Origin of the sequence: Haloferula sp. A504 (assembly GCF_044385805.1) — a bacterium.
GTDB lineage: Bacteria > Verrucomicrobiota > Verrucomicrobiia > Verrucomicrobiales > Akkermansiaceae > Haloferula.
Genome location: NZ_JBISBU010000017.1, coordinates 1 through 13606 on the forward strand (window position 1 = coordinate 1; position 13606 = coordinate 13606).

A 13606-nucleotide genomic window follows, 5' to 3' on the forward strand; every position below is an offset into this window, starting at 1 on the left:
GGGTCCTTTTGCGGACCCTCTCTGTCTTTTCGTTCATGGGGTTCCATTCTCGACGTCACCCCTTTTCCGCGCTAGAAAACGCTCATGAACTGGTGCCACGACAGGGCATTGGGAGGTTTTTCCCAGAGTGGTTCAAGAATCAACCTTGGAACCTTGTGCCGATCCCGGAGTTGGTTCGTGGCGGAAGAACATACTCAAGCAAAGCCGTGCACTTGGCAGTTCATGGGCGGTCGAGGCAGCTGAGCTTGGCGTGGTATGAGCGGTTTTGGTATGGAACGCCGAAGTGGTTTATGAACCTCAATATCAATCTCGGACTTCGGGCATCTTCAACGTTCTCAAAAATCGGAGATCCACCTGAGAACGTCGCCATCTTTATAGAGGAGGACGGAACCACCACGACGGTTGATGTAAGCACTGGGAAAGTAGTCGAGTGATCTGATGTCAGCCAGAAATCCAGTCATGTGGAAGGTGGTTGCCCCGGTCTTGTTGCTTAATGATCGTCATGTGACGTATTGCTCTAGCGTGGAGAATTTGACGCAGACGTTTAAAGGCCTCATGGGGGTTAATCTCGGAGCGAACATGCTCGATTCAAATGGCAATTTCTGGAAGATTCGCGGCATCTCTTCTTATGAACGGCTAGATCCTTGGTGGCTTCGCTGGGCACGGGGGGCTTCGGCACCCGTTAGAGTGTGTTATGAGTTCGAAGATTTGGGGCCATGCTCTATTGAGTCTGCTTGTGAAGAGCTCAAGAGGGCGCTTAAGAAAAGGGGGGCAACGTGCGCAATTCTTCAAGGAGCGACCGTTGAGGAGTTGGATGGCAAGCAGGCAAGTAGCGTATTGGGATCCCTAGAAGAGATTAAGGACTTCAACGAACTAGCCTCACGCTTTGGAGGTCTATCAGAGATATGAAAGAATAGTTGCAGCCAACCGCATTGGACGTGCCAACCGGTATGCATGCCAAGTTTCGGATCGAAGCTTCTCGTGCGCAGTGGCCCACTCGCGTGTTTCGGGTCTGTTTCGGGTCATGTTTCGGGTCAGGTGCTGCATTTAAACATTTTCAGCCTCCGGACCGCCTACCTCACCGTCACCGCCGACGTGGGTACCGTCTGGGGTCAGGTGGAGTCTTGGATGGGGTCAGGTGCTTCATTTCAACATTTCTGCTTGAGTTGGCCTTCACAGGCAACTGAAACGCAGGGCAAGCCCGGGCTTGAAACATGCCGAACAGTGACAGCGTAGCCGACGATTATGTTACGAAACAGACTCTTGGTGGCCCTGGGACTGGCCGGGACGGTTTCGGCTTCCGCCAACACCTTCGAGGAAGCCCGGGTTCCGCTGGAGACCCGCTGCCTCGAATGCCATCACCCGGAAAAAGCCAAGGGCGGGTTGCTGCTGACAACGCGCGAGCAAATGCTCGCCGGCGGCGACACCGGCCCAGGCATCAATATCGGGGATCCGGAATCCTCGTTGCTGCTCGGGAGAATTCTTCTCGATGCGGATCACGACGACCTGATGCCGCCCAGGGGAGGCCCGCTCGCCGCCGGAGAGATCGAGGCGATCCGCGCCTGGATCTCCGAGGGCGCCCCGTGGCCGAACGGAGTGACGCTGGCACCGCGGGCCGACACCGCCCTGCCCGGATGGAATGCCCCGCCTGACCCGGACATCGCCTCGATCGAAGCTTTCCCCAAGATGGTCACTCTGGAGACCGCCGCCGACTTCCACCGCGTCGTGGTCATCGCCCACATGAAGGATGCCGCCACCCACGACGTGACACGCCAGGTGCGGGCCCGCCTGGCCGATCCGGCGATCGCCTCGCTCACCGACACCCGGCTGGATCCCCTTGCGGATGGAACCACCACGCTCGAGTTGGAATACCGGGGCCTGACGACGTCGGTGCCGGTCGTGGTGAAGAACGCCGCTCAACCCCGCCCGGTTTCCTTCCAACTCGACGTGATGCCGGTGCTCACATCGGCCACCTGCAACACCGGCTCATGCCATGGATCGGCACGGGGCCAGGACGGCTTCCACCTCACCCTCTACGGCTACGACCCGGAGGGTGACCACTTCCGGCTCACCCGCGAAATGGCCGGCCGCCGGGTCAACCTGGGACTACCCGAGGAATCCCTGCTGCTGACCAAGGCGATCGGCGCGGTTCCCCACACCGGCGGCAAGCTTTTCGACGAAAACAGTCCGGAATATCAGACCCTGCTGCAATGGATCCGGGATGGAGCCGGCTACGACGAGGGTGAGATCCCCCACCCCACCGGCATCGAGGTCGAGCCACCCCAACTCGTCCTCAAGGGCGGCGACCTTGAGATGCCGATGACCGTTCGAGCGACCTACTCGGACGGGACCGACCGCGATGTCACGGCTCTTTCCAGCTTCTCCACCTCGAATGACCACGCGGTCGAGATCGATCCCCGCACGGGCACCGCCCGGTCCAAGAACCGCGGCGAAGCCTTCCTGCTCGCCCGCTTCCACACCTTCACCGAGGGCTCCCAAGCCATCGTGATACCCCGCGAGGTCGAGTACACCCGGCCATCGCTCCCGGAGTTCAACGGGATCGACCACCACGTCCACGAAAAGTTGCATCGGCTCCGCCTCATTCCCTCGGAGCTTTCCACCGACGAGACCTTCGTCCGGCGGGTCTACATCGACATCATCGGGCGCGTGCCAAGCGTCGAGGAAAGGGCGGCCTTCCTTTCCAACAAGTCGGCCGACAAGCGCGCCGAACTCGTCGAGGCGCTCATCGCCCGCCCGGAGTTCGCCGAGATGTGGGTCATGAAGTGGGCCGAGCTGCTACAGATCCGCACCATCAACAACGGCCCGAACCAGGTGTCCTACAAGGCCGCCCTCGGCTACCACGGCTGGCTGCGCGAGCGCATCGCCTCCAACACCCCGTTCAACGAGATCGCCCGCGAGCTCCTCGCCTCGGAAGGCGGCACCTTCGACAACCCGCCGACCAATTTCTTCCAGATCGAGCAGGACGTGCTCAAGCTCACCGAGAACGTCGCCCAGGTCTTCATGGGCACCCGCATCCAGTGCGCCCAGTGCCACAACCACCCCTTCGACCGGTGGACGATGGACGACTACTACGGTTTCGCCTCGTTCTTCGCCCGGGTGAAGCGGAAGCGCGCCGAAGACCCGCGGGAGCGCGTGGTCTTCGAGGGCGGAGGCGAGATCCGGCACCCGGTCAGCGGGGAAAACGTCGCACCCCGCTTCCTCGGATCGACCGCACCCGCCGAACTCGGCCGCGAAACCCGGCGCAAGGCCGTCGCCGACTGGCTCGCCTCGCCCGACAACCCCTGGTTCGCCCGGAACGTCGTAAACATCGTCTGGGCGCACTTCTTCGGCGTCGGCATCACCGATCCGGTCGACGACGTCCGCATCTCCAACCCGCCATCCAACCCCGCACTCCTCGACGCGCTGGCGCGGAACTTCACCGCCTCCAACTACGACATCCGCAGTATCGTTCGGGAGATCTGCAACTCCCGCACCTACCAGCTCTCCAGCCGGACCAATGCGACCAATGCCGGGGACGAACGGAACTTCTCGCGGTCGCTGATCCGGCGCATGCGGGCGGAGGTGCTGCTCGATACGATCTCACACGTCACCGCGACCCCGAACAAGTTCAAGGGCCTGCCCCTCGGCTCGTCCGCCGTCGAGATCGCCGACGGCAACACCTCGACCTACTTCCTCACCACTTTCGGCCGCGCGAAGCGGGCCACGGTCTGCTCCTGCGAGGTCAGGATGGAGCCGAACCTGTCCCAGGCACTCCATCTCCTGAATGGCGACGCCACGCACCGCCGCATCAAGCAGAGCCCGGTCGTGCGCACCCGCCTCGACGCCGGCCAGGAGCCGATGGAGATCGTGCGGCATCTCTACCTGCGCGCACTCGGCCGGGATCCGACGGCCAGGGAATCCGAAGCCCTGGCCGAGCACCTCAACGAGGCGAAGGGCAGTCCCGCCAGAACCCGCGAGATCCTCGACGACATCTTCTGGGCGCTGCTCAACTCCAAGGAATTTCTCTTCAACCACTGAGCCGGGCGGAATGCCCGCCCCTTCCCGAATGGCACTTCCTTAAGCCATGGGGTCGGGCGTCCCGAAGGGACGAAACATCCGTAGCCGGGGACTTCGAGTCCCCGGTGGTCGCCGAGCGAACTCCCTCGTCGAAAACCGACGATGCAGTTTCTGCAGGGCGCGCTCCTGCTGTTCCGTCGGTTTCCGACGGGGGAACATCTCTCCCCGGTTCCGGGCGCTGAAGCGCCCGGCTATCCATGTGTGGCCCCTTCGGGACCATCGAGAGAACCGCTCAAGGAAGCGCCATTCGCCCTAGCCGGATGATCCGGGCTTACCCCCGTCAGCCCCAAGACCCTGGAAACCCAGGGAATTTTTCCAATTCCACCTCAACACTGACAATCCAGGGTCGCGGATGTTCAATATTTTTGAAATTTTTATTGAGCACCTACGCGATCCCGTGTATCCCAAGCGCATGCTGTCCCAATCCCATGTGTCGTGTGCTTCGGTCGCGCCGAAGCAACTCCACTTCAAGGTCGCCGCCGAGCATGCCATGGTGTTCCTCCGACAGATCCCGGGCTTTCTGAAGTCGTGCTATGTCGACGGCTTCAAGGCGATCATTGCCGGTCGCTACAGTCGCCGGCAGGCCTTCCTGATCATTGCCGCCATGCTCCCGGTCCTCCTGACCACGGCGGTCATCACCGTTCCTCTGGTGCTGTTCCCGACCGAGGGGCACAAGGCCTACTTCCAGTTCGCCAGCATTCTCAATACCGATCCGGCCTCGCTGGTGCCCCTGCTGATCGGCTCGATCACCGCCACCCTCGGACTCAGGGTCCCGGTGGGTTGAAGAAGAATTTGTTCGTGGTTCGATGCCATAGACCCGCACCGGCGACGGTGCGGGTCGCTTCTTTTCCCGCGACAAGTGCGACCCCGCCGCCGCGTAGTCAGGAGAACCACCTTCCGCCGACTTGCACCGCCTTCTGCCCCTCATCGCGCTCGCCCTCCCCGCTCATGGAGCGGGCAAGGTGACCTATGACGAGCATGTCCTTCCCATTTTCGAGCAGTCCTGCCTGAACTGCCACAACCCCGACAAGGCCAAGGGTGGCCTCGACCTTTCCACCTACCAGGGGACCATGAAGGGTGGCTCCGGCGGCAGGATTGTCGAACCCGGCGACACCTCCTCCACCCTCCTGGCGGTCGTCCTGCGGACCGCCGAACCGATCATGCCGCCGGAGGGCGACGCGATCTCCAAGGACCACGCCGCCACCCTCCGGGCCTGGATCGAAGGAGGGCTCCTGCAAAACCCCGGCTCCAAGGCGCGCCAGGCCTCCAAGCCGAAGTTCGACACCAGCCTCCGCGAAGCCACGGCGGACGCCCACTCCGGTCCTCCGCCGATGCCCCGGGATCTGCTGCTTGAACCGGCGGTCGTGGCCGCGCGCCCCTCGCCCATCCGGGCGATGGTCGCCTCGCCGCGCGCACCGCTGCTGGCCGTCACCTCGCAGCGTCAGGTGCTGCTCCACGACACCCGCAGCCACGAACTCGTCGGCGTCCTCCCCTTCCCCGAGGGCGACCCGGTATCGCTGGCCATCACTCCCGACGGCCGCTACCTCATCGTCGGCGGTGGCCACCCCGGAAAATCCGGTCTTACCGTGAGCTTCGACCTTATCAGCGGGGAGCGGGTGCTCACCGCCGGCCGCGAGTTCGACTCCGTCCTGTCCGCCGACCTACGGCCCGATCTGGCAGCGGTGGCCACGGGTTCGCCATCCCGATTGGTGAAGCTCTGGGACACGGCGGATGGCTCGCAGACGGCCGCGATCCGCAAGCACACCGACTGGATCACCTCGCTCGACTACTCGCCCGACGGCATCCTGCTGGCGAGCGGCGATCGCAATGGCGGCGTGTGGGTCTGGGAAGCCCTCACCGGCGCCGAGTTCCACACGCTCAGGGGGCACCAGGCGGCCATCAGCTCCGCGAGCTTCCGCTCGGACTCGAACCTGCTCGCCACGGCATCCGAGGATGGCAGCGTGCGCTTCTGGGAGATGAACGGCGGCCGCGAAGTCCGGAAACTGGACGCGCACAAGGGCGGGGTGCTGGCTTTCACCTGGGCCCCCGACGGGCGCTTCGCCACCGCCGGCCGCGAGCGTTCCGCAAAGATCTGGAAGGCCGACTTCTCGCCGCTCCAGATCATCAGCGATCTGCCCGATCTCGCCACCGGACTCGCCATCGATCCCGCAGGAACAAAAGTCTTCATCGGTGACTACCAGGGCCGGATCCATGTTCACCGGATCGCCGACGGCGCGCACGTCGACACCTTCCACAACAACCCGCCACCCATCGCCATCCGTCGCACGGAAATCGCACAGGCCTTGAGCGGACCCGACCCGGAAGAAGCCGGGCGCCGAACCGGTCTGCTCCGGCAGCAGCGGCGCTGGTACCGCGCCCACCTCAATCTCTCATCACGAACGACCCGCGCCGCCGCGGCCGGCATCGATACCACCGCCGAGACGGAGATCGCATCCTTTCGGGACAAGGCCGAGAAGGTCGAGGCCCTGCGCGCGCATCTTGCCGAACGCCGGACCGAACGTTCCACACTGGAATCCCCGGTGGCGAACGAAGACCCGGCGATCGCCGACGAACGCCGTTCGGTGCTTGAACTTCTCGACCACCGGATCGAGTCGCTGATCCGGGAACTCGATGTTGCGGCCAGCCAACTGGGCGATCAACGGAACGCGATCGACGAACTCATCCCCCGGGCCTCCGACCGCTACCGGGAGGCCTCCCGGCTCGAGCGCCTGTATCACGCCTCTGGCGGCACCAGCGATTAAGCGCGCTTGCCAAGCAGTTGCGATTCGGTCGGACTCCCGGGGATGCTGCGTCCCGCGATCATCCTCGCCTTGGTGCGTCGCCAGATCCTGCTCTTCACCCGCAACCCGGTGCGGGCCCTCGAGCTTTTCTTCTGGCCCATCGTCCAACTGCTGGTCTGGGGCTTCGTCACCGTTTTCCTCCAACAGAATGCCGGAGGGGCCGATGCCGGCTTCGCCCGCTTCATCACCTTCCTGATCGGGGCCATCATTCTCTGGGACGCCCTCTTCCGCTCGCAGCAGGGCGTCGCCATTTCGTTCCTCGAGGACGTCTGGACTCGCAACCTGCTCAACATCTTCGCAGCTCCCATCCGGATGACCGAATACCTCGCGGCCAGCTTCACCGTGGGCCTGCTGCGGGTGCTGGTGACGGCCGTGGTCATGGCCGTCATCGCCTTCGTCTCCTACCGCTTCAACCTTCTGGCCTTCGAGTGGCTGCTGATCCCCTTCTACGCCAACCTTCTCGTGTTCGGTTGGTCGATCGGCATCATCTCCACCTCGCTGATCCTCCGCTTCGGTCATGCCGCCGAATCCCTTGCCTGGGCGGTGCCCTTCATGATCCAGCCCTTTGCCTGCGTCTTCTACGACATTTCCGTCCTGCCACCGTGGATGCAGACCATCAGCTACGCCATGCCCCCGGCCCACATCTTCGAAGGCATGCGGGATGTCCTCAAGGCCGAGGGCTCCGGCCCCGGGCACCTGATCATCGCTTCAGGCCTCAATCTCCTCTACCTGACCGCCGCCGGAGCCCTGTTTTCTCGGATGCTGAGCATCGCCCGGGAGCGAGGATTGCTGGTCAAAGCCGCTTCCTCGTGAGGTCCCGACCTCAAAATTACAAAAACGTTCAATAAAAACTTGGAGCGAAATTTAAAAAATGCTAAATAATCAGTGCGGTTTCCCCTGAACTGATGAATTTTCGCCCTGCGATCAGCCTGCGTATTGCGGCCTTCACCCTGGTGTTGGTCGGCATTTCACCCCTTTCCTCACTCGCCCAGGAAGCTCAATCCTCACATCCGATTGGCCGGGTGGCCCGCCTGATCAACCCTTCGCTGGTTGAGGTGGAAGACCGCCTCACCTGGCTGGAGAACCGCGTCCGGGGCCTCGCCGTCTACTCCCCGAAGCCCCTCAAGGAGACCTTTGGCTGGCGCGCCGTGCAGGATGGTGACCAGCCGCCGCCGAGCCTGACCCTTGATTTGGGCGACGTGTATCCGCTGGAGGACATCTTCCTCGTTCCCGCACAAATTGTCTTGGGTGAGTCCCGCACGCTCTTCCCCATGCGTATCCGCATCGAGGCCGCGCTTGATAAGGACTTCTCGGATGCCCGCGTGATTTACGAGACCCGGCAGAAGATCCATGAGAACCAGGACGGCTACCCGATGCGCATCGTCGCCCGGGATGTCGACGCCCGCTACGTGCGCCTGCGGGTGCTGCTCGGGCACCACCGGGGATTCCAGTCGATTTCGAGCCTGGCCGAAATGGTGATCATCTCGGGGGGCGAGCCGGTGTCCTTCGGAGCGAAGGTGTCCGCCCACGGTTCGCTGGACGATCCCGGTTACTGGGATGCCAACTACGTGATCGACGGCCGTTCCCCGCTCGGCACCTGGGAGGGCGGCAAGTGGACGAATTCCCGCGGACAACTGCTCAACGTGCGAGCAGGCGAGCAGGCGGCCAGATGGCAGATTGATCTTGGCCAGGAAACCCCGGTCGAACGGATCGTCATGTTCCCCGTGCGACTCCCGGAACTCGGGGGGGTCTCCGCCCTGCCCCAAGGCCTGCGGGTCAGCCTCTCCAACGATCCGGAAGAAGCCGGAGTGGCCCGGGAATGGAGACATCAGGGCGGTGAAACCTACACCCCCATCAGCTTCATCGCCGCTCGAACCCCCGCCCGCTTCGTCACCATCCACGCCGAATCCGCCGTCAATGCGGGAAGGGATCGCTTCCATCCGATCGCCGAGATCGAGGTCTGGTCGCAGGGCCGGAACCTCGCTCCCGAGGCCGACATCAAGGTCCGGCTGTCGGGTACCGACGCCGAGGCCTGCGAAAGCCTCGTGGATGGCTATGCCAATGGCCTCCAGGTCTTCCCGATCGGCGTCTGGCTGCGCCAGCTCACCGAGCGCCGCGCCATCGAGGATGAACTCTCCGAGATCGTTCCACTGCGCAACAGCATGGCCGCCGAAAGCGAACTCAACGCCACCTGGGGCGCGTCGGTCGCCATCGGGCTGACCCTGTTGATACCGGTCGCCTTTGTGGAGCGCCGACGCCTGGTCTCCCGCAAGCAGGTCGACAGCCTGCGCAAACGCATCGCCTCCGACCTTCACGACGATATCGGCAGCAATCTTGGCAGCATCTCCCTCATCGCGCGCTCCGCGAAAAAGGACCTCGCGCGGCTCCAGGGCCCCAACGAACTGGCCGAGGACCTCGACGAGGTGGAAGTGATCGCCCGCGAAAGCTCCCTCGCCATGCGCGACATCGTCTGGCTCCTCGAACGGCGGCAGGATACCATCGGCGACTTCGTCCAGCGGATGCGCGACTGCGCGCAACGCCTGCTCCGCGACATCGACTACGAACTGGTCTGCCGCTCGAACCGCACCGCCTCGAAGATGACCCTCGACGCCAAGCGCCACCTCTTCCTCTTCTACAAGGAGGCGCTTCACAACGTCCTCAAGCATTCCCAAGCCACCAAGGTCCGCATCCACGTCCGCGACCTGCGCGACAGCCTCGTCATGGAGGTCGAGGACAACGGGATCGGCCTGCCCGTCGACGAGAGCGGCACCCCCGCCGCGGTCCGCAAGCTGGCCGACCGGGCAGCGGTGCTGGAAGGCCGGCTCGAGGTGAACTCCAAGCAGGGTCAGGGCACAAGCTTGCACCTCGAGGTCAAGCGCAGCATTCTCACCACAGCAAATTCCACGGCATGAGCGAGGACACCAAAACGATCAGGATCTGGATTCTCGAGGACCACTCGAAATTCGCCAAGCAGATCTGCCGCCTCATCGACAGCGAGGACGACATGGCCTGCGAGAAGGTGTTCACGCATCCGGATGAGTTGAATGCCGAAATCGAGTTTGGCTCCAAGCTCCCCGACCTGATGCTCTTCGATCTCGGACTGCCCGGAAAGGACGGCCTCCAGGTACTGCTCGAGGTCCGGGCCCGCGCACCCGAGCAGAAGATCGTCATCCTCACCTCTTTCGACGACCGCGAGCGCGTTTATCGCGCCATCTGCAACGGGGCCTCCGGCTACCTCCTCAAGACCGCCGATCCCGACGACATCGTCAACGGCATCCGCGGGGTGATGAATGGCTCGGCCACCCTCTCCGGGCCCATCGCCAGCATGATCCTCGAGGGATTCTCAAAGCTCGGCCCCGTCGAGGAGACCGAGCCGCTGACCAACCGCGAGGAGGAAGTCCTCCGGGCCCTGGTGAAGGGCCACATCAAGAAGGAGATCGCCGACCAGCTCGACATCTCCCTTCACACCGTGGACATGCACCTGCGCAGCGTTTACCGAAAACTCCATGTCTGCACCCAGACCGAGGCGGTCTCCAAGGCGCTGCGCAAGGGCCTGATCTGAAGGTCTTTCGCCTCCAGGGCCCCCGTCACCCGACGATTTTCCCCTGACGGGTCCGGTGCGGCTCGACCATCGCGGTGGCCACTCCCGTTTTCTTCCGTTGCGATTTGAAGTGCCAAGGTCGACCCTCGCGCGTGCCCACTCCCCTGCCCTTTCTCGACCCATCAACGCCCTCCCTGAAGATCTGCGGCGTCACGACCCCAGGCGACGCCCATCGACTCGCGGAGCTGGGTGTTCACGCCCTCGGTGCCAACTTCTGGCCCAGGTCGAAGCGCTATCTCGATCCCGCCCTCGGCGGATTCCTGCGTGACCTCGCCGGGTCCATCCTGCGGGTCGGCGTGTTCGTCAATGCCGGCACCGGCCTCCCGGTTTCGCTCTTCAAGGAGGGACTGATCGATGTGGTTCAACTCCACGGCGACGAACCCGAGTCCGACATCCCCCTGATCCAGCGCCACGGCATTCCCGTCATCCGCGCCCTCGCGGTGGATGAGAATGGCTCGCTGCCCAACGTGCAGGAGTTCGGCGCCGAAGGAGTGCTGCTCGACGCCCACGCACCCGGTGTCTATGGGGGCACAGGAGAAACGATCGACTGGGACGCGGCGGGAGACTTCGTGAAAGAGCATCCCAAGCTCCCGGTCATCCTTGCCGGTGGCATCACGCCGGAGAACGCCGAGGAGGCCTTGCAGACCGTCCGGCCCGCCGCAATCGACATCGCCTCCGGCGCGGAGTCGGCTCCTGGAATCAAGGATTTCGCAAAGGTTGAGCAACTGATGGCCGCGGTCCGGCAGGCGTGATCCGGGAGCAACCAGGAAAGACGCGCGACCTCCCGATCCCAAGCCGGAGCGATCAAGGGCTTGGGAGAAATTTCCCTTTGAGTCCGTAGAAGGCTGAATCGACTTCCTCGCCTTCAACATCTCCAACTCGGATTGGATGGGTGCTGCGATTTCCGCCTCGGTCATCGCCGCCGGGCTTGGCGGCGGCATCTGGGCCGGCTACCAGGCCGGGCGCGACGGCAGGAAGCTGGCATTCGCGATGGTTCGCGGGGCAGGCAGAAGCGGGCTGTTGATCATCGCCTGCACTTCGATCATCGCGCTCTCGATTTCTCTGCACGAGCTCCGCTCGGCAAGAGAGCGCTACCTCGTTCATGATCCGGCCGCTTTTGGCTGCGAGTGCTTCGGCTGCATGGAGTCTGAGCTGATCTCAAGCCCGACTCCGATCACGAGGGCGCACCTCCAGGCACAGCTGCGCGACCCCATCCGGGTCCTGCTCTCCGCAACCGCTCCAGGTGCGATCTGGGCTTTTCTCGCCCCGGTATTTGCGCTCCTCGGGGCGGTCCCGGCGGCCATCGCCGGCGGCGTCGCGCACACCTTCGGCCTGCGGGCAAGGGAGACCGCCCGCGTCCTCGAGCAAATGGCCGACTACGCAAAGTCCCGGGAACAACCCGCACCCCCATCCCGCCACGCCGAAATCTCACCTTCGCCCTGATAGATGAGCAGCACCGCTCCCTCGTCGGCCATGTGCGAAAAGAGGCGCGCCATGAACTCCTCCTCGTCCGGCCACGGATAGACGAAGAACAAATCAACCTCCGCCGGATCGAGAAATTCGAACATCGGGTGCGAGGAGGAAGGTCCGCCGGGAACCACCAGATCCTTGCCGCCCATCCCTTGGACCACTTCGAAACCCTCCGGCAGATAGCTGTCGTGGTGCACCAGGTAGTCGAGTCCCTGGGCGTCGCGAAGCGCCCGGGCCCGCCGGCACAGCTCCTCCTCCCACTCGATTCCCTCGGCCTGAAAGCCCAACAGGTTCGCCAGCCCCGAGGCCACGCCAAAACCACAGCCAAGCTCGCAGAAGCGCCGTCCGCGCAGCTCGTGACCCACCACCAGGGCCTCAATCGAGCGGTAGACCACCACCGGATCGCTCGGCACGTAGCGGTAGTAGCGCCGGCCCAGCCCCTCTCCGTAGAACTCCTGCGAAACTTCCTCGCTGGCATCGAGCCAGCCATGCACCTCGTCCGGCAGATCCCCGTCCGCCCGTTTCAGCGGAATCTCCTCGAGCCCGTCGATCACGTCGCGCCCCGCTGTAGAAGCACCACCAAGGCCGCTCCGATGGCCTGGGAAAGTTCCCCCAGCTCCGCCTCCACAATATTGAGGCGTTTCCGCTGCACCGGCCACAGGTATTCGAGCGCCGTCTCGCGCATTCCTCCGAGATAGCGCGCCCGGAACTCCGGCGTGGTGGCATCCGGATCGATCAGGCCGCCACCGACGACAAACACGTCGGGGTCCACGGTCATCGAAAGGGTCCCGATCAGCAGGCCCATGGCCTTCGCCTGAAAATCGAACAACTCGAGGGCGAGTTCGTCGCCCTCCTGTGCCAGGCCACGCAGGGGAAGGATGCGCTCCTTCGGGGTGCCATCCATCTTCGCCAGCGGGTGGTCGGGATAGCGCTCCAGCGCCTCCTCGAACAGATACGGCAGCCCGGCGAGGCTGGTATACATCTCGAAGCAGCCCCAGTCCCGGCCGCAACCGCACCGGTACGCCTTGGCACCAAGCACCTGCAGCGGAGCCGGGATGTGCCCGATCTCCATGCCCGAGATTGTCGATCCTTCCAGCGGCAAACCGGTGGCATCGACGAAGGCCCCACCCAAACCGGACCCCGGTGCCAGCAGGGCGACGCTGCCACCGCCCTTCTCCCGAACCCGCGCCGCCTCGGCCACTCCGGCAAAGTTGCCGTCGTTGCCCATGACCATCGGAAGCCTGCGGCCGATCCGCTTCTCCACCGCCGCGGTCATGTCGTCGATGATCCTCCAGCCGTCGAAGGAAGGCGGCAGGTTCGGCGATGCGCCCATGACGCCATACTCGAGATACGGACCCGGAACGGAAATGCCGATCCCCTGAACCTGATCCCAGCCCAGGCCGTTGCGCTCGAGGAACTCGTTCGACCCCGCCAGCCAGCCGTCGATCACCCCGGACGGACCGCCCTCCGATCCGGTCGGCTGCTGCTGCAGATCCATCGAGACGATGGACCCGTCGCCACGCACCGCCGCAATCTTCGAGGTCGTCGCCCCGCCATCAATACCAATGAAAATCGAATCACTCATTCGGTCATACCCCTCCCGGGACTCCCTTCCGGGAACACGGCCCGGAGTCTGAAAGTGTCGATCCGGCACCAC

General features: G+C 63.8%; 12 protein-coding genes. 10 read left to right on the forward strand and 2 right to left on the reverse strand.

The window, feature by feature from the left end; translation table 11 throughout:
* The 10 genes from ACG2LG_RS10245 to ACG2LG_RS10290 all read left to right on the forward strand — a co-directional run.
* On the forward strand, nt 1–434 hold a 434-nt coding region (locus ACG2LG_RS10245; protein WP_396258701.1), incomplete at its 5' end, for a hypothetical protein.
* 25 nt (nt 435–459) lie between these two features.
* Entirely contained in the window at nt 460–909 is a 450-nt protein-coding gene (locus tag ACG2LG_RS10250) for a hypothetical protein (protein WP_396258702.1), read from the forward strand.
* 357 nt (nt 910–1266) lie between these two features.
* Nucleotides 1267–4038, forward strand: a complete 2772-nt coding sequence (locus tag ACG2LG_RS10255) for a PSD1 and planctomycete cytochrome C domain-containing protein (protein WP_396258704.1) — start codon at nt 1267–1269, stop codon at nt 4036–4038.
* A 451-nt stretch (nt 4039–4489) separates the two neighbouring features.
* Complete coding sequence (locus ACG2LG_RS10260) at nt 4490–4861, forward strand: hypothetical protein (protein WP_396258706.1); 372 nt, start codon at nt 4490–4492, stop codon at nt 4859–4861.
* A 121-nt stretch (nt 4862–4982) separates the two neighbouring features.
* Nucleotides 4983–6839 carry a c-type cytochrome domain-containing protein gene (locus ACG2LG_RS10265; RefSeq protein ID WP_396258708.1) on the forward strand — a complete coding sequence of 619 codons (1857 nt, stop codon included), beginning with the start codon at nt 4983–4985 and terminating at the stop codon, nt 6837–6839.
* A 42-nt stretch (nt 6840–6881) separates the two neighbouring features.
* Nucleotides 6882–7691: an ABC transporter permease gene (locus ACG2LG_RS10270; protein ID WP_396258709.1), complete on the forward strand. Its 810-nt coding sequence runs from the start codon at nt 6882–6884 to the stop codon at nt 7689–7691.
* 92 nt (nt 7692–7783) lie between these two features.
* A complete protein-coding gene (locus ACG2LG_RS10275) occupies nt 7784–9790 on the forward strand; it encodes a histidine kinase (protein ID WP_396258710.1) in 2007 nt (668 codons plus the stop codon).
* Nucleotides 9787–10440 (forward strand): response regulator, encoded by a 654-nt coding sequence (locus tag ACG2LG_RS10280; RefSeq protein ID WP_396258712.1) that lies wholly within the window; start codon nt 9787–9789, stop codon nt 10438–10440. The genes ACG2LG_RS10275 and ACG2LG_RS10280 overlap by 4 nt, the downstream gene beginning before the upstream one ends.
* A gap of 131 nt (nt 10441–10571) precedes the next feature.
* Nucleotides 10572–11231, forward strand: a complete 660-nt coding sequence (locus tag ACG2LG_RS10285; protein ID WP_396258713.1) for a phosphoribosylanthranilate isomerase — start codon at nt 10572–10574, stop codon at nt 11229–11231.
* A 136-nt stretch (nt 11232–11367) separates the two neighbouring features.
* Nucleotides 11368–11922, forward strand: coding sequence for a hypothetical protein (locus ACG2LG_RS10290; RefSeq protein ID WP_396258715.1), 555 nt, complete (start codon nt 11368–11370; stop codon nt 11920–11922).
* Here ACG2LG_RS10290 and ACG2LG_RS10295 read toward each other — a convergent pair.
* Together ACG2LG_RS10295 and ACG2LG_RS10300 are read right to left on the reverse strand one after the other, a co-directional pair.
* Nucleotides 11856–12503 (reverse strand): hypothetical protein, encoded by a 648-nt coding sequence (locus tag ACG2LG_RS10295; RefSeq protein WP_396258716.1) that lies wholly within the window; start codon nt 12501–12503, stop codon nt 11856–11858. The genes ACG2LG_RS10290 and ACG2LG_RS10295 overlap by 67 nt on opposite strands.
* Complete coding sequence (locus ACG2LG_RS10300; protein WP_396258717.1) at nt 12500–13534, reverse strand: ROK family protein; 1035 nt, start codon at nt 13532–13534, stop codon at nt 12500–12502. The genes ACG2LG_RS10295 and ACG2LG_RS10300 overlap by 4 nt, the downstream gene beginning before the upstream one ends.
* Nucleotides 13535–13606 lie beyond the last annotated feature (72 nt).

Coding starts and splice junctions, on each gene's coding strand:
- ACG2LG_RS10300 (WP_396258717.1), bottom strand. CDS start 13,534: ATGAGTGATTCGATTTTCATTGGTATTGATGGCGGGGCGACGACCTCG.
- ACG2LG_RS10290 (WP_396258715.1), top strand. CDS start 11,368: ATGGGTGCTGCGATTTCCGCCTCGGTCATCGCCGCCGGGCTTGGCGGC.
- ACG2LG_RS10260 (WP_396258706.1), top strand. CDS start 4,490: ATGCTGTCCCAATCCCATGTGTCGTGTGCTTCGGTCGCGCCGAAGCAA.
- ACG2LG_RS10270 (WP_396258709.1), top strand. CDS start 6,882: ATGCTGCGTCCCGCGATCATCCTCGCCTTGGTGCGTCGCCAGATCCTG.
- ACG2LG_RS10280 (WP_396258712.1), top strand. CDS start 9,787: ATGAGCGAGGACACCAAAACGATCAGGATCTGGATTCTCGAGGACCAC.
- ACG2LG_RS10275 (WP_396258710.1), top strand. CDS start 7,784: ATGAATTTTCGCCCTGCGATCAGCCTGCGTATTGCGGCCTTCACCCTG.
- ACG2LG_RS10250 (WP_396258702.1), top strand. CDS start 460: ATGTGGAAGGTGGTTGCCCCGGTCTTGTTGCTTAATGATCGTCATGTG.